The sequence below is a fragment of the Haloarchaeobius amylolyticus genome (assembly GCF_042678045.1).
In the GTDB taxonomy this organism is placed as follows: domain Archaea; phylum Halobacteriota; class Halobacteria; order Halobacteriales; family Natrialbaceae; genus Natrinema; species Natrinema amylolyticus_A.
In genome coordinates this window covers 267,681-287,296 of the sequence record NZ_JBHUDI010000011.1, presented here as the reverse complement: position 1 = coordinate 287,296, position 19,616 = coordinate 267,681, and the positions used below count along the sequence as shown (strand labels likewise).

At 64.1% G+C, this 19,616-nt stretch carries 19 protein-coding genes and 2 pseudogenes; 9 read left to right on the top strand and 12 right to left on the bottom strand.

The annotated features are described in order from the left end of the window. Positions 1–166: 166 nt before the first annotated feature. Both ACFR99_RS17470 and ACFR99_RS17465 read left to right on the top strand, forming a co-directional pair. The gene (locus ACFR99_RS17470) at positions 167–586 is read left to right on the top strand and encodes an HIT family protein (protein ID WP_390290092.1); all 420 of its coding nucleotides are present in this window, start codon (positions 167–169) and stop codon (positions 584–586) included. A 79-nt stretch (positions 587–665) separates the two neighbouring features. Continuing rightward, complete coding sequence (locus ACFR99_RS17465) at positions 666–902, top strand: hypothetical protein (protein WP_390290089.1); 237 nt, start codon at positions 666–668, stop codon at positions 900–902. Here ACFR99_RS17465 and ACFR99_RS17460 read toward each other — a convergent pair. Further along, positions 894–1,922, bottom strand: a complete 1,029-nt coding sequence (locus ACFR99_RS17460; protein ID WP_390290086.1) for an A24 family peptidase — start codon at positions 1,920–1,922, stop codon at positions 894–896. The two genes, ACFR99_RS17465 and ACFR99_RS17460, sit on opposite strands and share 9 nt — an antisense overlap. A 69-nt stretch (positions 1,923–1,991) precedes the next feature. Further along, positions 1,992–2,819: a TrmB family transcriptional regulator gene (locus tag ACFR99_RS17455; protein ID WP_390290084.1), complete on the bottom strand. Its 828-nt coding sequence runs from the start codon at positions 2,817–2,819 to the stop codon at positions 1,992–1,994. 430 nt (positions 2,820–3,249) lie between these two features. Between ACFR99_RS17455 and ACFR99_RS17450 the strand changes: the two are divergent. The 4 genes and pseudogenes from ACFR99_RS17450 (at position 3,250) to ACFR99_RS17435 (ending at position 8,932) form a co-directional block, all read left to right on the top strand. Beyond that, positions 3,250–4,936 (top strand): annotated as a pseudogene (locus tag ACFR99_RS17450) (ammonium transporter). A gap of 377 nt (positions 4,937–5,313) precedes the next feature. Beyond that, a complete protein-coding gene (locus ACFR99_RS17445; RefSeq protein WP_390290081.1) occupies positions 5,314–7,281 on the top strand; it encodes a primary-amine oxidase in 1,968 nt (655 codons plus the stop codon). Positions 7,282–7,507: 226 nt separating this feature from the next. Then, positions 7,508–8,299, top strand: a complete 792-nt coding sequence (locus ACFR99_RS17440; protein ID WP_390290078.1) for a sulfite exporter TauE/SafE family protein — start codon at positions 7,508–7,510, stop codon at positions 8,297–8,299. Between the two features lie 126 nt (positions 8,300–8,425). Then, a complete protein-coding gene (locus ACFR99_RS17435) occupies positions 8,426–8,932 on the top strand; it encodes an HPP family protein (RefSeq protein ID WP_390290075.1) in 507 nt (168 codons plus the stop codon). A 129-nt stretch (positions 8,933–9,061) separates the two neighbouring features. Here the strand turns inward: ACFR99_RS17435 and fer are convergent, their stop codons facing one another. From fer to ACFR99_RS17405, 6 genes and pseudogenes are all read right to left on the bottom strand, one after another. After that, positions 9,062–9,451, bottom strand: coding sequence for a ferredoxin Fer (gene fer / locus ACFR99_RS17430; protein ID WP_390290072.1), 390 nt, complete (start codon positions 9,449–9,451; stop codon positions 9,062–9,064). A 219-nt stretch (positions 9,452–9,670) separates the two neighbouring features. Next, entirely contained in the window at positions 9,671–10,852 is a 1,182-nt protein-coding gene (locus tag ACFR99_RS17425) for an inorganic phosphate transporter (protein WP_390290069.1), read from the bottom strand. A gap of 129 nt (positions 10,853–10,981) precedes the next feature. Continuing rightward, the gene (locus tag ACFR99_RS17420) at positions 10,982–11,407 is read right to left on the bottom strand and encodes a universal stress protein (protein ID WP_390290066.1); all 426 of its coding nucleotides are present in this window, start codon (positions 11,405–11,407) and stop codon (positions 10,982–10,984) included. A gap of 259 nt (positions 11,408–11,666) precedes the next feature. Continuing rightward, positions 11,667–12,845 carry an inorganic phosphate transporter gene (locus ACFR99_RS17415; protein ID WP_390290063.1) on the bottom strand — a complete coding sequence of 393 codons (1,179 nt, stop codon included), beginning with the start codon at positions 12,843–12,845 and terminating at the stop codon, positions 11,667–11,669. Between the two features lie 193 nt (positions 12,846–13,038). Beyond that, a complete protein-coding gene (locus tag ACFR99_RS17410) occupies positions 13,039–13,404 on the bottom strand; it encodes a hypothetical protein (protein WP_390290060.1) in 366 nt (121 codons plus the stop codon). Positions 13,405–13,697: 293 nt separating this feature from the next. Then, positions 13,698–13,970, bottom strand: a pseudogene (locus ACFR99_RS17405) (SLC13 family permease); the annotation flags it as partial. A gap of 117 nt (positions 13,971–14,087) precedes the next feature. Between ACFR99_RS17405 and hisA the strand changes: the two are divergent. Then, positions 14,088–14,840, top strand: coding sequence for a 1-(5-phosphoribosyl)-5-[(5-phosphoribosylamino)methylideneamino]imidazole-4-carboxamide isomerase (hisA, locus tag ACFR99_RS17400; RefSeq protein ID WP_390291292.1), 753 nt, complete (start codon positions 14,088–14,090; stop codon positions 14,838–14,840). 79 nt (positions 14,841–14,919) lie between these two features. Here the strand turns inward: hisA and ACFR99_RS17395 are convergent, their stop codons facing one another. Then, entirely contained in the window at positions 14,920–16,416 is a 1,497-nt protein-coding gene (locus ACFR99_RS17395; RefSeq protein WP_390290058.1) for a TrkH family potassium uptake protein, read from the bottom strand. A 135-nt stretch (positions 16,417–16,551) separates the two neighbouring features. Next, positions 16,552–16,818, bottom strand: a complete 267-nt coding sequence (locus ACFR99_RS17390) for a DUF8028 family protein (protein ID WP_390290055.1) — start codon at positions 16,816–16,818, stop codon at positions 16,552–16,554. 265 nt (positions 16,819–17,083) lie between these two features. On the opposite strand from ACFR99_RS17390, the gene hisB reads away from it, so the two are divergent. Continuing rightward, positions 17,084–17,671 (top strand): imidazoleglycerol-phosphate dehydratase HisB, encoded by a 588-nt coding sequence (gene hisB / locus ACFR99_RS17385; protein ID WP_390290052.1) that lies wholly within the window; start codon positions 17,084–17,086, stop codon positions 17,669–17,671. A gap of 21 nt (positions 17,672–17,692) precedes the next feature. Here hisB and ACFR99_RS17380 read toward each other — a convergent pair whose 3' ends face one another. Continuing rightward, the gene (locus tag ACFR99_RS17380) at positions 17,693–18,418 is read right to left on the bottom strand and encodes a hypothetical protein (protein WP_390290049.1); all 726 of its coding nucleotides are present in this window, start codon (positions 18,416–18,418) and stop codon (positions 17,693–17,695) included. Between the two features lie 134 nt (positions 18,419–18,552). Here ACFR99_RS17380 and ACFR99_RS17375 point away from each other — a divergent pair, with 134 nt between their 5' ends. Next, positions 18,553–19,056, top strand: coding sequence for an amino acid-binding protein (locus ACFR99_RS17375; RefSeq protein WP_390290046.1), 504 nt, complete (start codon positions 18,553–18,555; stop codon positions 19,054–19,056). Here the strand turns inward: ACFR99_RS17375 and ACFR99_RS17370 are convergent. Continuing rightward, positions 19,050–19,460, bottom strand: coding sequence for a DUF7522 family protein (locus tag ACFR99_RS17370; protein WP_390290044.1), 411 nt, complete (start codon positions 19,458–19,460; stop codon positions 19,050–19,052). The genes ACFR99_RS17375 and ACFR99_RS17370 overlap by 7 nt on opposite strands. Positions 19,461–19,616: the final 156 nt, after the last annotated feature.

Sequence of the window (19,616 nt, the reverse complement as noted above, 5' to 3'; positions counted from 1 at the left end):
GTCACTGCCGATTTCGGGATCGCCTGCCGCTTTCATCAGACTCGTTCTCGAGGCAAACGGATGGCGACTGTCACCACTGGCATCTTCCCCCACACCGGGTCGCCGTCGGGTGGTCCGTAACGTGCGGGCGATAACCTTCTTACAGTGGGCCAACACACACTCCCGTATGAGTACGATCTTCACGCAGATCGTCGAGGGAGAGATCCCTGCACGAATCGTCTACGAAGACGAGACCACGGTTGCCTTTCTGGACGCCAATCCGCTGTCACCTGGCCACACGCTGGTAATTCCGAAAGACGAGTACGAACGGCTGGACGACGTGCCCGACGACGTCGCCACGGATCTCTATGCGACGATTCACCGCATGGTTCCCGCTGTCGAGGACGCCGTCGACGCCGACGCGACCACCGTCGCGTTCAACAACGGCGAAGCGGCCGGCCAAGAAGTGCCCCACGTCCACTGTCACATCGTCCCCCGCTTCGAGGACGACGACGCTGGCCCCATCCACGCCATGTTCGGCCAGCGGCCCGAACTCGACGACGACGAACTCGACGAGCTCGCCGACGATATCGAATCTCGAGCCTGAATCGTCCACGGATCACGGTTTCAGTATCGGTTTCGCACACTGCCGGGTTATTTTTACTCCCCGCGTGTGAGTCTCGGGTATGATGCTCGCCGATATCGTCGCTCAGGTTCGCGAGTACCCTGTCGCCATGGCCCTCGAGCTGGGCAGCGTTCTCGTTTCGTGTCTGCTCTTTCTCGGGACGTTCGTCCTGCTTGTAAGCGGCGCGCCGACCGGCACGGGTGAGCCGTGGCTGGTGCTGATCGGCGTCGGGACGGCGTTCGTCCTGGTCTGGACGGTGATCGTGCCGCTGTACGAGCGAACGCTGTACTCAGAGTAGCGTGCCCAGCAACAGGTCACCGTAACCCAGCGCGATCAGCAGGCCGACGAACACCGGGACGAGAAACGGCGTTCCCGGCGAGACCCAGACCGTTTCCTCGCGGGCGAGTACCTCGAGGCCGTCACGGAGCGTCTCAGGGGTCGTCCCGTACGCCGAGCCCTCGATGTCGTCGAGAAACGTCTCGGCACCCCACGGATCATCGTACTCGATGGCAGTCGTCGAGCCGTCCTCGGCCTCGGCGGCCGCGCTATCGTCGTCCGACGCGAGCGTACCGCCGTCGCCGCGCGGCCCCCCGTCGGCGGTGACGGCCCCGTCAGTCGGCGGGTTCGGCTCGGCGGGCAGGCTCGCCGGATCGCGATACCGGTCGGGTCGCTCGCGTACCTCCGCGAGCGAGAGCCCCCGCCAGCGGAGGTACATCCGCAGCGCGTCGAGATCGAGCCCGCTGCGGGTGAGCCCCGCCGGCGTCTCGAGTAGGCTACCGTGTGTCTCCGGAACCCGCTCCCAAGAGATCGGCCAGCCGACGACCATCACCGGCGCGAACCGGCCCGCGGCGGCGTTGCGAACGGCGAGAACGAGCGGCAGCGCGACCCCGACGAGGACGGCGTTGGTCAGGATCGTAAACGAGAACGCCCCGAGCGGCGGCGTCTCGAAGGGCAGCGTCCACGAACCCAGCGTATACTCGGGGAACGTCGGAAAGAGGACGGCCAGGACGAGCAGGGCCTTCGCGTCGGCCCCGCCGAAGCCGCCGACCCACCAAAACAGGTAGGCGATCGGGACGACAAGCCCCAGGCTAAGCGCCGTCGGGATGAGAAAGTCGTAGGTCCAGACGGTCTCGCCGGCAGTCCAGGCCAGCCAGCCGTCCCAGACGAGCAGGGCGGTCCCCAGCAGTGCGAGGGGAATCCAGACACTACTCGAGACGCGTCTGGTCTCGAGATCGCGGTAGGCGACCCAGGCGAAGACGGGAACAGCGACGAGTCGGCAGAGATCCGGTCCCGTCGCGACGGCACCAGCGGGCGTCACGTACGGCTCTCTCGAGCGCGGCGGTGTTATTGTTTCGGCTCTCTCGGCGGCAGCCCATCGCTCGCGGAATCAGGCGTCGTCGCCGGCGCGAGCGGCGCCAGCGTCGGGACTGGTGGCGCGGTGGCTCATCTCACGGCCGTTCGCCCAGAGCAGATCGAACAACTGCGACTGCGTCCAGTAGAGGGTATCGCTCGTCGTGGAGATGCCGACGTAGCCGTCGGCGTTGTTGGCGGCAAAGGCGACGAGGACGTGTGCGTCGTCGTAGAGATAGATCCGCCCCTCGACGTTCGGGACCCGTCGAACGTCCATGATCTCCGCAGCGCGGTCGGCGACGGCCGGCGAGAGCACGCCGTCGTCGGAGACGACCGCCTGAATCCGCGTCCCGGCAGCGGCTTTCCGTGCCAGTTCTTCGACGTGGTGGTTGAGCATGCGTTCGAAACTGGCCGGCGTCGTGATCATCCGAATCTCCGACGTCGCCGCGGCCGTGAGTTCGGAGAGTTTCTCAAGGATGCGGTGGCGATCGGCGTACGTCCAGCAGATCTCCGATTGCTCGGTCGGTGCCGTTTGGTCGTCAACCGCCTCCGACAACTGTTCGCCGAGTCGGTGCATGCGGGCCAGTTCGTCGTCGTACTGGCGTTGTTTGAACTCACAGAAGCGCTCGATCGCGGCGTCGGGGTCGACCGGCCCGAACTTCTTGGGCCGGCCCGGTTGGACGTCGACGAAGCCCTTCCGTGAGAGGTCGTCCAGCGCGTCGTACACCCGCGGTTGCGGAACGCCAGCTCCGTCGGAGACCTCCTGTGCAGTCGATACCCCCCGACGCAAGAGACAGGCGTATGCACACGCCTCGTATTCGGACAACCCTAGTTCCTTCAGATACATCGACGGCTCGGTACCCATACGAAATTGACTGTGGGAGTCGATTGAAGTGTTTTCCCTATAGTACAAATAAGAGGATCATACGTTCCATATCCGACTATACATCACACATACATCCGAATTATACTGGCAAAAGAGAATGATCGTAGAATCGTGAAGACAGTTACTCGCCAAGACGGTTTTACTACCGGCCAGTTGTGACCAGCGTATAACAGACAATCACCTATACACTCCCCCATCGGACTACAACCGTTTCGGTTGTCCGAGGTAATCAAAACATGTGTGTGCAAAATATTGGGATAGGGAGAAGATGTTCAGATACCGGTTGCCGGAACGGACCCGTCGCCGCGTCGAGCCGGAGTCAGACGGTGCGTAAGCACGTACGCACGCGGGCCGGTGGACGGTCGTCGGCCCAGTACCAGTCACCGATCGACGCCGGGAGGGTGGACGGATGCTAGTCTCCCCGCTCCAGGCCGATCCGGTGACGGTCGCCGAAGGGGTCAACCTCGTGTGGGTCCTCGTCGCAGCCTTCCTCGTGTTCTTCATGCACGCTGGCTTCGGCATGCTCGAGTCCGGTCAGGTCCGGTCGAAAAACGTCGCGAACCAGCTGACGAAGAACGTACTCACGTGGGGGGTCGGCGTCATGGCCTACTTTTTCGTAGGCGCTGGCGTGTCGGCGCTCGTCGCCGCGGTGACGACCGGCGGGAGTACAGCAGGTGCGTTCGGCTACATCAACGGCGGCTCGACGGTCTGGGCGAACTGGCTGTTCGGGGCGGCGTTCTCGATGGTCGCCGCGTCGATCGTCTCCGGTGCCGTCGCCGAGCGGGCACAGCTGGGCGGTTACCTCGTGTTCACGGTGGTCGTTGGGGCGCTCATCTACCCCGTCGCAACGGGGCTGACCTGGGGTGGCGGGTTCCTGGCGGAACTGGGCTTCCAGGACTTCGCCGGGGCAGCCGTCGTCCATATGACCGGCGGCGTCTGTGGCCTGACCGCGGCGTACGTCATCGGCCCACGGATCGACAAGTACGACGAGGACGGCTCTGCAAACGTCATTCCCGGCCACTCATTGCCCTACGCGATCCTCGGAACGCTCATCCTCGCCTTTGGCTGGTTCGGCTTCAACGTCGGGACCGCAGTCGAGGTCTTCCAGGTCTCCGAAGGCGGCGAACTGGCGCTTGGCGACTATGCCTACGCGGGTCGGGTCGCGCTCAACACGGCCCTGGTGATGGGAGCCGGCAGCATCGGCGCTGCGGCCGTCGGCTACGCCCGCCAGGGTAAGGTCGACACCCTCATGACCGCCAACGGTCTCCTCGCCGGCCTCGTCAGCGTCTGTTCGATCGCGGCGGTCGCGGGCTGGAGCGGGACGCTCGTCGTCGGCCTCATCGCCGGCATACAGGTCCCGCTGGTGTTCGAGGGGCTCGAGCGAGCCGGTATCGACGACGTGTGCGCAGTCTTCCCGGTCCACGGGTCGGCAGGCCTCCTCAGTGCTCTCGCGGTCCCCTTCGTCGACACGACATCGGCGTTTGCCGTCTCCCAACTCGTTGCACAGATCGCCGGCGTCGTCGTCCTCGGGGTCTGGGCTGCCGGGATCACGCTGCTCGTCTACGGGACGTTGAAGGCCGTCGGCTGGGCGCGCGTGAGCCGCGACGAAGAGATCGAGGGACTCGACGCAGCGGAGCACGGCATCGAAACGTACCCCGAGTTCGGAAAGAACATCGTCGACGACGTCACCTCACCCGGCCGCCCGCCGGAGGGGACGCCCGCGGCCGACGGCGGCGAGGTATCCGACGATGACTGACGTCCAGCAGGTCGTCGCGTACGTTCGTCCCGACAGGCTCGGCGAGATCAAGACGGCCCTCGCAGAAATCGGCGCGCCCTCGCTGACGGTGACGAACGTCTCCGGCCGCGGGTCCCAGCCGGTAAAGACCGGTCAGTGGCGTGGCGAGGAATATACCGTCGACCTTCACCAGAAGCTCAAACTCGAGTGTGTCGTCGCAGACGTGCCCGCTGGGGCTGTCGTCGACGCCATCGCCGACGCCGCCCACACCGGCGAGCCGGGCGACGGCAAGGTCTTCGTCCTGCCGGTCGAGCAGGCCACCCAGATTCGAACCGGTGCCACCGGGACTGACGCGGTCTAAGCCGATCGCGGACGCGACGAGCGCCCGCCTGACTGGCCGCTCGCACGGCGTGTGACAGCGGCGACGGGCGCTCGAGGCCGCGCCTATACCCGTTGGCGGAACGATAGCCGAACACGATGCTGTCTCGACGTCTCGTCGACTCCCTGAGGGACACCGCTCGAGTTGCCGTGCAGGTGGGTGTCTCCCGACTGTCAGTCGCTCACCCCCTCAATTCTCCCGTCGTCATCGTCCGGTGAGCCGTCGGTCTCTCCTCGCCAGCGGCGCTTCGTCGGTTACTACGCCCGGGTTGTAAACAACCGCCAAGACGAAACCGACCACAGAGTAGATCGTCGGCTCGTTCACTCGACGAACGTTCGGTGAATGAGCCAGATTAGCCCATGAGTACACAACGAGAACACACAGCTGTCGATCATCCGCTCGATCCGCTCACTGCTGACGAGATCGAGGGAGCCGTCGAAATCTTCGAGACGGAAACCGATCTCGGCGACGAAGTACAGTATCATAACGTCACGCTCGCAGAGCCGCCGAAAGCAGATATCCGGGCGTTCGAGCCCGGCGATGCGTTCGATCGGAAAGTGTTGATCGTCGCGCGGGAGGCGGGGGAAACGTACGAAGCGACCGTCTCTCTGACTGAGGAAACCGTTCTCGAGTGCGACCATCTGCCGGATGCTGAGCCCGCGGTAATGCCAGAAGAAATCGAGGAAGCCCGCGAGGTCGTCAAGACCGATCCCGATTGGCAAGCCGCGGCGGCGAAACGCGGCGTCGAGAATTTCGAGCTGGTCATGGTCGACCCCTGGTCGGCCAGCGGATTCGAACCCGAGGAACACAAGGGGAAACGCCTCTGTCGGGCGATCTCGTGGATTCGCACGAGCGAGCACGACAATGGTCGTGCACGGCCGATCGAGGGGCTGTTCGCGTTCGTCGATCTCGACGAGATGGAGGTCGTCGAGATCGAAGACAACGGCGTTCCCGATCCGGACAACCCGCTGCCACCCGAAGACGCCGACTACCGTGCCGACAGGGTCGAAACCAGGGACGACTTCGAGCACCTCGACGTCGTCCAGCCCGACGGTCCGAGCTGGGAGGTCGACGGCAACACGGTCGAGTGGCTCGACTGGGAGATGCAAGTCGGCTGGACCGCCCGCGAGGGGCTGGTCTTCCACGATGTCAAATTCGACGACGGCGACGAGTCGCGCCGGGTCCTCCACCGTGCGTCTGCCTGCGAGATGGCCGTTCCGTACGGCGATCCGGACCCGAACCACTCCTGGAAGAACGCCTTCGACATCGGCGAATATCACGTCGGTCGGATGGCCAACCGGCTCACCGAGGGCTGTGACTGTCTCGGCGTCATGAGGTACTTCGACGTCGAGATGAACACCATCGAGGGCGAGGCCGAGACGTTAGAGAGCGCGATCTGTATGCACGAGGAAGACGACGGCGTCCTCTGGAAACACACCGAGGAGCGCAAGCCCCACACCGAGGTGCGGCGTCGCCGCCGTCTCGTCATCTCCTTTATCGCGACCGTGTACAACTACGACTACGGGTTCTACTGGTACTTCTACCCCGACGGCAGTATCGAGGCCGAAGTGCGCCTGACCGGCGTCGACTCGAACGGTGTCATCCCAGCCGACGAGACCGCCGAAGATACCTACGGGCAGTACGCGATCGTCGCACCGCAGGTGAAAGCCCCGATCCATCAGCACTTCTTCAACTTCCGGCTGGACTTCGACATCGACGGCGGCCCGATGCGGGCCTACGAAGTCCACAACGAACCGACTGGCAGCGAACGAAACCGGAAGAACGCGTTCCGTGCGAAGGAGACACTGCTGGAGCGGGAAAACGAGGCCCGGCAGGACATCGATCCGCTTCGCGGCCGGTACTGGCGGATCGCCAGCAGCGAGACCGAAAACTCCTACGGACGCAGCTGTGGCTACAAACTCGAGCCCCACACCAACGTCGCCGCGCCGATGAAGCCGACCTCGAGTTACATGGAGCGCTCGGGGTTCATCCAGAACAACTTCTGGGTGACGCCGTACGACGACGACGAGCGCTTCGCCGCGGGCGACTATCCGAACCTCAACGACGACACGACCGGGCTGCCGGAGTGGACCGAACAGGACCGGTCGCTCGTCGACGAGGACCTCGTCGTCTGGTACACGCAGGGGGTCAACCACGTCCCCAGCGCTGAGGACTGGCCCATCCTCCCGGTCGAGATCGCGAGTTTCCACCTCAAACCCGAAGGGTTCCTCGATAGCAACCCGTCGATCTCGCTGCCGCCCGAGCCGTGTCACACCGACTACGACATCACGGCCCCGAGCGACGACTGTGCGGAGTGTGATGACTGAGTAGCGGAGGCAGCCCGACCGGCCGCTGCCGCCGGATCAGAGGGCCTTTTTGGCGGCATCTCAGGCCCGGTCTTCCAACAACTATCGAGTGGTAACGAGACACCTTGCTCGCTCGATCCCTGGGTATCGATACCATGAATTCGACTCGACGAAGAGAACGAACGCGGCAGGCGAAGAGTCGTCCGGCGGCGCTCGGCCGGTCGCCGGCGCGGGAGGAAGATCGCGTATGATCGACCCCGTCGCGATCGTACGAACTGACTTCCTGTTGCTATTCGGCATCGGCCTGCTCGGCGGCGTCCACTGTCTCGGCATGTGTGGGCCGCTGATAACGCTGTACGACGGGGCGGGATCGGTGCGAACCGACGGCGGCGCTTCGCGTCAGCCGTCCAGACGGGCGATGTATCGCCATGGCCTGTTCAATCTCGGCCGAACCGTCAGCTACGCGACGCTCGGAGGCCTCTTCGGGGCGCTCGGTGGCGTCCTGTACGTGACGACCGACTCGGTTCTCGCCGTCACGAACGTCATCCGAGGATCGGTCGGCGTCGCGCTCGGCGTTCTCGTGATCGGTCTGGGGTTGGGACACGTCGTCGGCAAGTCCGACGTCGGCCTGCACAGCCTCCCGCTCCCGGGTCTCGGGATCGATCAGTTGCTGCGCGCGGCCTCGAGCCGCATCGACGACTGGGCGTCCGGACGGCACATCTTCGGGCTGGGACTGGCCCACGGCCTGCTTCCCTGTCCGATGCTGTACTCCGCGTTCGTCTACTCGTTTGCCATCGGGTCCCCCGCGACCGGCGCTGCCGCGCTTACGGCGCTCGGTCTCGGGACGTTCCCGGCCGTCTTCCTCTACGGGACGGCGATCAACTCGCTCGACCCGCTCCACACCGAGCGGTTGCACCGCGCCCTCGGCGTCGTCTTCGTCGCGCTCGGATACGTCTTGGTCGGTCACGGGCTGATGGCCCTCGGGGTTCACGTGCCACACCCGATGCTCCCCCACGCCGAACTCCTGACAGTTCGGTGATGGCGACCGCCGCCAGACGATAGAGTGTTTCTCGGAGACTCACAGCGAGCATGCCTCGAGTGATCGGCGACTCGAGACGAGGCCGAAACACTGCGTCTATCCGTTCACATCTCTAACGCGACCGCAATGAGAGAGGACGCGCCGTTTGCGACTCTGTACGTCGGCGTGTTGCTCGCAGTTCCGGGTGTCCTGGCCTGGGTGAGCGGGCAGGCGCTGATCTTTCCGAGCCTCGGACCCTCCGCGTTCCTGTTGGCGACGGTCCGCAGCGGCGAAACGGTCACGCCGCGACGGGTGATCGGCGGCCACCTCGCCGCCGTCGTCGCCGGCCTGCTCTCCTATCATACGATCGCACCTGGGCTCGAGGTGACCGTGGCTGCACCGATGCTCGCCACCGCCCAGCTCCGACTCGTCGCCAGCGGCGTCGTCGCCGTCGCACTGACCACAGGCGGAATGTTCGCGACCGAGACGGGCCACCCGCCGGCCTGCGCGACGACGCTGATCGTCGCACTCGGCTTGCTCCCATCGCTCGTCGACGCGACACTCATCGTCGTCGCCGTGGTCGTCCTCGTCGGCGCACACGAGTTCGTCACGCACGAACGGGCGTTCGGTGACTACATGTCAGTCGAGCACTGAGACTGTCGGGCGACATCGAGCCACAGTTGCCCGTTCGACCCGGTCGCTACTCGAGCGGTTGTGACGGTCGGCGCGAAAAACAGCCCCACAATGGGGGCGACGGTCACCTGTCGACACGCGGTGTGCCGTTTAAATGACGCGGTTCTGCAGGTAGTCGAGGTGCTTTGCGTTGTAGACGATTTTGACCTCGTCGGTCTCGGCCGAGCCGATGCAGGTCAGACGGACGTTCTTCTCTTCGACCTCCTCGTCGGAGAGGATCTGCTGCATGTCCATCTGGATCTCGCCTTCCTTGACGATCGCGGCACAGTTCGCACAGGCACCGGCGCGGCACGAGAAGGGCCAGTCGTAGCCCTGGGTCTCGGCCGCCTCGAGGATGTATTCGCCCTCGGCGACGTCGAGCGAGCCGTAGTCCTCTCCGTCGAGGCCAGCGTCAGCGGCCTTCTCGAAGAGGTCGTCGTCGTCCATGTCCCAGCCCTGGTCGTCCAGTACTTCGTAGTTGAGGTATTCTACCGTGGGCATCACTCCCCGGTTCGAGCGCCGTACTGGTATAGCTTGCTGTTCAGTCCTCAATCGTCTTTGAGTCAGGATCGACCAATTCGAACCCAAGACAGACAGGGTTCGTTGAACGATAGTGCGAAATACGGGAGAGAAACGAGAAGCCTTCCCACGAACAGCCAGTTGATCGAAATACTTGCCGGTTCGGGCACGTGATTCCGACCACGTCCCGGCCAGTCCCGATCAGAACCCGAAGATCGGCAGGAATCGGAAGGTCAGGTAGGCACCGACCGTCGAGATCGCCGGCACGACGTTTTGCATGAGGATGACGCGGGCCGTCGTCGAGGGATCGAATAGGTCCGACGCCTGTGGGATGTCCTCGGGTTCTTCTTCGCCGATTTCAGGTGAGCGTTCGCCTTCCGCTTCGGCGGTCAGGGCACCGACCGAGACGCGCGTCTCTTCGCCGCGGGCGGCCTCCGACAGCGTCGTCGTTCGCGTCGCCCGGCCCCAGCCCAGGCCGACAATGCTCATCGTCGCGATGACGACGAAACTCGCCGGGACGCCGATCGACGAGAGAAAGATGACGATTCCCGAACTGATGACGGCGACGACGATCGCCGCCGTCAGCGGGAGGTTCGTGATGTCGTTGCCCAGTGTATCGAGCGTACGGCGGGCGATCGTGAAACAGCCGACCGCGACCGCCACGGAGCCGATCAGGATCAGGGGCACCATGTCGACGTCGCCGGTGCCGTAGATCGGCGCGATCGCGTTGGCGATGTTGCTCGTTCCCGAGGAAAAGCCCATCAGACAGCCGATAGCGACGACGGTCAGCGCGCCGACGATCTCTCGGCGGCTGGCGTCGACGCCGAACTGGAGGCGGGGCACGAGTCCCGATCGGTCGATCGACACCATCGGTCGGCCGCCCTCTTTTTCCTCGATGGCGACCCAGGCGTTGATTCGGGGGTAGAAGTATCGCCCGACCACGCCGGCCACCCAGAACCCGAGGATCGGCGCGACGATCCACCAGACGACGATCTCGCCGAGCACGTCCCAGTTGAGTTCGCCGGTCGCCATCCCCAGCGCGGCGATTGCCCCGACGGCGGTCATCGACGTCGAGGCGGGGACGCCCGCGTAGTTGCCGACGAACAGCGCGCCGCCGATAAAGAAGAGCACGGCGACGTTCGACCGCAGCGTGAAGACGGCGGTGTCGGTGACGAGTTCGTTACCGAGCGTATCGACGACCTGCGGGCCGATCGTGTAGGCACCGAGAAAGAAGAACACCGACATCAGCCCGGCAGCCATCACCTTCGTGATCACGTTCGCGCCGACAGCAGGTCCAAACGCGGGGCCCGTCGTCGAGCCGCCGATGTTGTAGCCGACGAAGATCGCGGTGAGAATCCCTACGATAAGCAGTACTTCCGTCACGGCAGACAACTCGTACGTCCGATGGTAAAAACGCGCCTATTTGTGATTCCCGTCGTCGAACCGAAGACGTGCGGGGCGATCCGAGACGCGCATAGTTCTGGGGCTCACGAACAACTGCGGGTCGTCAGCTTACCGGACGACCACCACCGGAACCGGGGAACTCCGGAATACCTTCTCGGCGATGTTGCCGACGAAGATGCGATCCGCAACGGACCCAGTGTGGGTACCGATGACGACCGTCTCGTAGTCGTCGGCCCGGTTGATAATCGCACGAGCGGGATGGCCAAATTCGATCGCGGTCTCGAGTTCCGCGTCGCCGTCGGCGTCCGCGACGATTTCGCGTGCGCGATCGAACACTTTCTTCGCGTGTTCCTCCGCGGCTTCCTCGAGATCGTCGGCGAGCGCAAGCCCCGTCGCGTGCCCCCACATCTGGGACGGTTCGCCAACGACGTGTAAGACGGTTATCTCGGCGTCCGGAAAGACCTCGAGGGCGTACTCGAGGGTATGTTCGCTCATTTCCGAGTCTTCCATCGGAACCAAGATACGTGAGACCATACGTCCCCTTCCACGCCGGAACGAGTGAATGTTACCCCGCCTACGGCGGGGCGGGTATTCGTCTTGCTATCCAGTACAAACACGCAGGGGAGGCACAGACCCGGGCTCGATCGGGTGCAGCACACAGCCTGTGACTCGGCCGAGCGCGAGATCTGATTCCTGGAGGGCCCCCTGTCACTGGGTACCGGCATACCCGCACAGCGGGTTGCGGGTGTGCCGACACTGACTGACAGGTGGTCGTACGAGAGACCGTCTCGAGTCAGAGTCCGAACACGGGAACGAACCGAAACGTCGCGTACGCCCCGATCGTCGCGATAAGCGGGACGACGTTCTGCATGAGGACCACGCGGGCCGTCGTCGCCGGATCGAAGAGATCGGCCGCGCTCGGAATCCGTTCGGGTTCCTCTTCGCCGATCGGCGGGAGTTCTTCTCCCGCTTCGTCGGCGGTCAGGGCGTCGACAGAGACCGAGACCGTCTCCTCGCCGCGGACCGCCTCGGCCACCGTAACCGGCCGCGTCGCCCGTCCCCAGCCGAGGCCGATGATACACATCGTCGCGATGATGACGAAACTCGCGGGGATGCCGATCGCCGAGAGGAAGATGACGAGCGAGGCGCTGACCGTCGCGGTGACGATCGCCGCCGGCAGCGGGAGTTCCGTGAGATCGTTGCCCATCGTCTCGAGGGTACGCCGCGCGATGGTGAACGTGCCGATCCCGACCGCGAGACAGCCGATGATGATGGCGGGATTCATCGCGAGTTCACCGCTTCCGACGAGCGGGGCGACCGCGTTCGCGATGTTCGAGGTTCCGGAACTGTACGCCATCAGGCAGCCGATGACGATCACCATCGTTACACCAACCAATTCGCGCCGGTTCGTCGTGTCCCTCGGGACTGGGATCGGAACGGGACGGGATCGGTCGATCTCGAACAACGGCCCCTGGCTTCGCTCCATCGCGATCACGCGATTGAGAGAGGAGTAGAAGTAGCGGCCGATTATCAGCGAGACCCAGAAGCCGATAAAGGGGGAGACGATCCACCAGATGGCGATCTCGCCCATGACTGCCCAGTTGAGTTCGTCGGCGGCGAGTCCGAGTCCTGCAATCGAGCCGACGGCCGTCATCGACGTCGACGCGGGGACGCCGAAGAAATTACCGACGAAGAGTGCGATGCCGATGAAGAAGAGCACGGCAACGCTCGCCTCGAGCGTGAAGACGGCGGTGTCGGTGACGAGTTCGGTACCGAGGGTATCGACGACGCGACGGCCGATGGTCCACGCGCCGACGAAGAAAAATATCGTCATCAGCCCACCGGCACTGACCTTCGAAATGGCGTCAGCACCGACGGCTGGACCGAACGCAGGTCCCGTCGTTGCACCGCCGATGTTGTAGCCGACGAAGACCGCCACGAGGACCCCCACGAGAAGCAACACCGTGCTCATATGTTGTACGGATTTCACGTGCATTCGCATATGCGTTGTGCCGCGCTGTACCGGGCATTGACGGGGTTTGAACTACCCGTGGCGCATGAGTTTCGTTACTTGATCAAGGTTCGACCGTTCCTGATTCGAACTACATCGCGGGGCAGAATTAGCCGGGGCACCCAAATTGGTCGAGCGATTCCCAAGACTCACCTCACCGATCGGATTCCCGTCGCGGTTCGTCCTTGGCCGTCTCTTCGAGTAAGTCCTGGATCTCGTCTTCACGTGGACGACGATCGATGCGACGGTCGACGGTTTCGATCTGGTCCTGGACCGCGTCGACCTGTTCGCCGATCGTCTCTTCGACCGTCTCTTCGACCGTCTCTTCGACTGCCGTCGTCATCCACTCCGGATCGAAGCGAGCCATCTTCCAGATGACGTGCAGTGCGTACGAGACTAAGACGCCTAATCCGAACGCTAACCCGACCTGTGTTCCGACGGAGACGATCAGGACGACCGAGACGAAGATCAGTGCTCCGTAGGCGAGATCGATGATGGCGTCGATACGGCGCGAATTCATCGCTCGCGTGGCCCCTCCAGTGTCGCGGGTCGGTGTCGAATTCGAGCGATACAGGAGCGCATGTCGTAGTGTCATTTCAGGGCAGCGTGTGAAATCAGTTTGGGGAAACTGCTGTCACTGGTGGCGAGAGCGAACCAGATAACGGTGGGATGTCGGGCCGTCGGCCGCAGGTTGTTCGGCGATTCGAACCGGAATCCGTTCGCACTGCCGTCCGCTGCCGGCAGTCAGTCGTTCCGTCGTCCACTCACGCGTTCGGGAAGCAGGTAGTGGCTGACGAAGATCAGGTACAGCGAGCCGACGAGGAGGACGACCACGCGAGTTTCGTAAACTCGAACGTTATTCAAAAAGCCCGAGATGGGACCGGTCGCGGGATCGACGCCCGTTCAGGGCTCGAGGACGACCAGCACCACGATCGACAGGATCGCAGTCACGTCGATCGGCAGCCGCTCGGTGAGAAAGAGCACGAGCGCGAGTCCGACGATGCCGAAGACGACGAGGGCGTCCGTCGTCAGGTCGGGTCGAGTTACAGTCGTCTGTGCGAGGAAATCGCACGCCGACACCGGCATAGGGCGACCGACACCGACCACACTTGTAAGGATTCTGTTACTATCGAGAACAGTGTCGCGGCGATGGCGGTCGACGAAACCGTCGCCTTTACTCGCGCCGGCCTCGCGCACTCGAGTATGCGCACTGATGCCAACGACGCGAGCGGGGCGTTCGAAGTGATCCCGGCGGTCGACATCCAGGACGGCGAGGTCGTCCAGCTCGTCCAGGGCGAACGCGGCACCGAGAAGACCTACGGCGAGCCCGTCGAGGCCGCCCGGCGATGGATCGACGCCGGCGCGGAGACGCTCCACCTCGTCGACCTCGACGGCGCGTTCGAGGGCGAGCGGGCGAACGCCGATGCCATCGATGCGGTCATCGACGCCGTCGACGTCCCGACCCAACTGGGTGGCGGGATTCGTACTGCCGACGACGCGATCGACCTCCTCGAGCGCGGCGTCGACCGGGTCATTCTCGGCACTGCAGCGGTCGAAAACCCGGAGATCGTGGCCGAGATCAGCGAAGCGCATCCCGACAGCGTGGTCGTCAGCCTCGACGCGAAAGACGGCGAGGTCGTCGTCGAAGGCTGGACCGAAGGAGCCGGGATCTCGCCCGTCGAAGCGGCCGAACGCTACGACGACCTCGGGGCCGCCGCGATCCTCTTTACGAACGTCGACGTCGAGGGCCAACTCGAGGGCGTCGCGACCGAGCCCGTCCGCGAGCTGGTCGAGGCAACCGACATCCCGGTGATCGCAAGCGGCGGCGTCGCGACCCTCGAGGACGTGCGGGCGCTCGAAGACGCTGGCGCGGCCGCAGTCGTCGTCGGCAGCGCGCTGTACGAGGGCAAGTTCACGCTCAACGAAGCGCAGGCTGCGATCGACGGAGACGAGTAGACGCGGCCGGCGACTCGAGCGGGACGCTCCGTTCGAGGTCACAGCGCGCCCGTAAGCAGACCGCCGACCGACCCAGCGTTCAGCGTTCCCAGAACTCGGGGGTCAACAGGACGAGCACGGGGATGATCTCGATGCGGCCGATCCACATCATGACGATCATCACGGCCCGGGTCAGCGGCGAGAACGCGAGGTAGTTGTCGAACGGGCCGGCGACGCCGAACGCGGGGCCGATATTGAGGAAGATCGAGGCGGCCGCCCCGAGCGCGTCGAACTCGTCGACCGGGTTGCCGACGCGGGCAGCGTCGACGACGATGACGACCGTCAGCAGGAAGAAGATAACCAGTGCGAGGGTGACGTACGTAAAGACGTCGCCGATGGTCTCCTCATCGACTACGGTCTCGTCGAGGCGGAGCGGTCGAACGGCGTCCGGATGAACGGCCAGAAACAGGTTGCGGCGGAACGCCTTGAGGATCACCAGCCAGCGCAGCGACTTGATCGAACACGTCGTCGAGCCGGCCATCCCGCCGGTGAACATACAGAGAAACAGCATGTGCTTCGCACCGGGCGACCAGAGGTCGAAATTCGCCGACGCGTAGCCCGTCGTCGTCACCATCGACACCACGTTGAATAGGCCGTGGCGGATCGTCGGCTCGAGCCCCATCGCGATCTCGGGATCGAGAGCAAGGGTGGCGACGACGATCGTCGCAATCGACGCGAGGAGGGCGGCGTAGAACCGGAACTCGGCGGACTCGAAAGGTCGTCGGAACTCGCCTCGCGTCACGGCGTAGAGCAACACGAAGTTGGTCGCGCCGACGACCATCACGGGAATCAGCGTCCACTGGACGGCCGGCGAGAACGCGCCGATGCTGTCGGGCTGCGGGGAGAACCCGGCAGTCGAGACGCTGGTCAGGGCGTGTGCGACGGCGTTGTAGAGGTCCATCTCCGGTGCGAGCCCGACCAGCGAAAGCGAGACGAGGGCGAGCGTCGTAAGCACTGTCATCCCGACGTACAGTCCCCAGATGAGACGAGCCGTCTCGTCGAGGTGGGGATGGAGCTTGTGGACGTTCTGGGTCTGGGTTTCGGTCTCCATCAGCTGGGCACCGCCGACGAGCAGGTGCGAGAACAGGCCGATCGCGACGATCAGGATGCCGAGGCCGCCGAGCCACTGGAGGATAGCCCGCCAGAGCATGATCGCACGGGAGTGGATCCCGAACTCGGCGATCACGGTCGCTCCCGTCGTCGTCACGCCGCTCGTGCTCTCGAAAACGGCGTTGACCGGTTGTGTGAACACCCCCGTCCCCGCGACGAGAAAGGGGATCGCCCCGACCAGCGCGACGCCGAGCCACGTCAGCGCGACCATCAAAAACGCCTCCCGCTGGCCGATCTCGCGCTCGTCGGTCAGTGCCTCGAGGCCCGCTCCGAGGACGACGGTGACGACGAGTGTGACGAGAAACGGCAGCGGATCGTCCCCGTCGACGACGGCCAGCGCGAGCGGCGCGATCGTCGGGACCGCGAGCCACTTCAGGACCGTCCCGGTGAGGCTACAACTCGAGCGCCAGTCGACGCGAAACGTCATCTACGGAGACATGTAGATGGCGGACGGGATAACGGTTCGGAACGGCGGAGTGACTCATACGGTCTGCTGTCCCGATACTGGCGCACCTGCAGGACAGGTCGCGGGTGCGCCGGAACTGACTGACAGGAGTTCGTATCATTCCTGATTGTATCCGTGGCCGACGTAGAGCGCGAAGACGTTGGCGGCGAGCAAGAGGAGAAACACCAGCGTCACGTCGGGATCGCCAAGGCCCTGTGCGAGCAGGGGGAGATGGACGAACGGGAGCGCAATCGCGGCCCAGAACGAGAGAAACTGCGTTGGACCCTTGAGTGAACGGAGGAGCCATTTCGATCGATCGCGCTGAGCCTCCGGTTCGGGGCTCGAGGGAGCGATCGAGTCGTTTGAAACGGGAGAGTTTGACATCGGAGCGGAGTACCTCTTCTCGAATACACCATTCACCCCAGAGCCCATATAACGGGTCGAAGGTTGGCGTGGTTTCGGTCCGTTTTACGTGAATGTTGTAACCTCACTAATGTTTTTATACAGTGTAAGAACCGTTTAGACATTTTATAACTGCCTTTGAGGTGATTTTCCCGAATCGGTGTCGAACGGGGTAGAGAGGGAATCCGAACCGACATCTGCGGAGGCGAGCGGAACCGCCTTGTACCGGGGGCGATATGCGTTCGACATGAGCGAGCGAACGGCAACCCGCACGCGCGAGACGGCCGAGACGTCGATCGAGTGTACGCTCGCGATCGACGGCACCGGGACGGCCGCGATCGACACTGGCATCGGCTTTTTCGACCATATGCTGACGTCGTTCGCCAAACACGGCCTGTTCGACCTCGAGATCGACTGTGACGGTGACCTCGAGGTCGACGACCACCACACGGTCGAAGACGTCGCGATCGTCCTCGGCGAGGCGTTCGACGAGGCGCTGGGTGATCGGTCGGGGATCGTCCGATATGCCGACCGGAAGGTTCCCTTAGACGAGGCCGTCGCCGGGGCTGTCGTCGACGTGAGCGGTCGGCCACGGTTTTACTTCGACGGGGCGTTCTCCCAGGAACAGATCGGAGGGTTCACCAGCGACATGGCGCGTCACTTCGGCGAGTCGCTGGCGATGAACGCCGGACTGACGCTGCACCTCGAGGTCACCGGCGAGAACGCCCACCACGAGGTCGAGGCGCTGTTCAAGGCGCTAACCCGGAGCCTCGACGATGCGACGCGGATCGACGAGCGACGGGAGGGAACGCCGAGCACCAAAGGCACGCTGTAGCGGGGCGCGGCTGCCGGTTCACTATGGCCGGCGCAGTTTCCCTCGGTTTTCGACGAACTCGCCGTCCTCGATCGCGTAGTCGACGATCGCCGCGGCGGTGTCGTTCTCGAGATCATAGGCTCCCGACGCCAGTTCCTCGACAGCGCTGCGTTTCATGGGGAACTCGCGGTTGCGCAGGAGCCGGATGACCTTGCTGTAGGCTCGTGGCCGGCTCGCCGACGAAGAGGCCTGGTCCGTTGTGTCATCCACTATGTCGTCTGCTGTCTCATTCGCTGTGTCGTCCACTGTCTCGTCCGGTTGCTCGTCGCGCTCGAGCGTGATTCCTCCGTCGAGGGTCGCGGTGTCCGAATTGGGTTCGTCGGCGTCCGCGCTGGACTCGGCGGCATCCGCATCGGCCTCGCTGTCAGCGGATTCGGGGTCGTACGCGTCGGAAGCAGTGCTGCCGTCGGTGGCAGCGTCCGTGACGGTCGCGTTCGAAGACGCGGTTCGGGAGCGGGTCGTCGTCGCGCTGTCCGCAGCGGTGACGACCGAGTCGCCAGCGGGTCGGCTGTTATCAGTCGAGTCGCGGTCCGTGACCCCGGCGCGGGCCAGCAGCGGCTCGAGTAATGTCTCGAGACGATCCCGGCAGTCGGGACAGCAGACGACGCGGCGCTGTTCGGCCTCCGTCGGCTCGAGTTCGGGCGGGACGATCTCGAACGTGCCGACGGCGTCGGCGGCACAGAAGTCACAGGTCCGAAGTTCGCGCATACTGATGGGTCACGTCGCCGAGAGCAAAAAGTATCCGTCAGACGGCGATGGAGCCGGACGCGTTCGCGGGCGACCACTGTGAGCATGCCCGACCGCTGGACCTTATACCGGTGCGTCCGTAGGGTCGACGACGAATGTTCGACGAGATCATGGAGAAGTTCGAGGGCTCGCCGAGTCAGCAGGCTGTAATCCGGCTGTTGCTCGAGCGCGGCTTCTCCGTCAACGACGAGGGGCGGGTCGTCTCGGGCGGTATCGAAATCCCGAACACGGGAATCGCCCGCGAGATCGGCGTCGATCGGCGGGTCGTCGACTCGACGACCGACGTCATCCTCGAGGATCCCGAACTCCGGCGCATCTTCCAGAACATCTCGCAGGTGCCGAGTCTGATGGATCTGGCGCCGGTGCTCGATCTGACGGTGCTGACGATCACGCCCGACGACGCCGAACAGGAGGGGATCGTCGCCGAGGTCACGGGGACACTCGCCGACAACGGCATCTCGATCCGCCAGACCATCAGCGAAGACCCGGAGTTCACCGACGAACCGCGACTCTACCTGATCACCGACGAGGAACTGCCGGGCGAGGTCATCACCGAGCTCCGCGACCTCGCGTTCGTCCGGAAGATCGAACTTCAGTAGTCGGTGGGCTCGCTATCGACGACGTCAGCGAAGTCGGTGAGCACTGCCTCGAGCGCGCTCGTGAGTTCCTCGAATCGGTCGATCGACATGGCGTCGACCGTCACCCAGACGCCGTGGGGACCACGGATGACTCGCGAAAGGTAGCCGTTCTCGAACATGCGGATCGTCGCCTGGTACTCGCCGAGTTGCGTGTTGCGGTAGGCCGACTGGGAGTGAAAACCCAGCCGTTCGTGGTCGGCGAATCCGACCAGATCGGCCGTCTGTTCCAGATCCGACCGGAGATAGAGCTGTTCGACGACATCCTCGGTGAAGTAGGTGATACTACGCAGTTCGTCGCCCACCGTCGTCCGACAGACGCTGCGGAGTTCGTCCGCGAGTTGGGGATCGATCGCCTCGCTTTCCATGTGCCCACACACCGCATAGAGAAATAATAACGTACTGGTCGGGGCGAAACATACCTGACGGCCCATCTGTAGCCGCTAGACGAGGGGACCGACGGGCTCTTTTCACCGGCCAGAATAGTGGCGCCATGGCCAGTCTCGAGCGCCGACAGTGGGAAG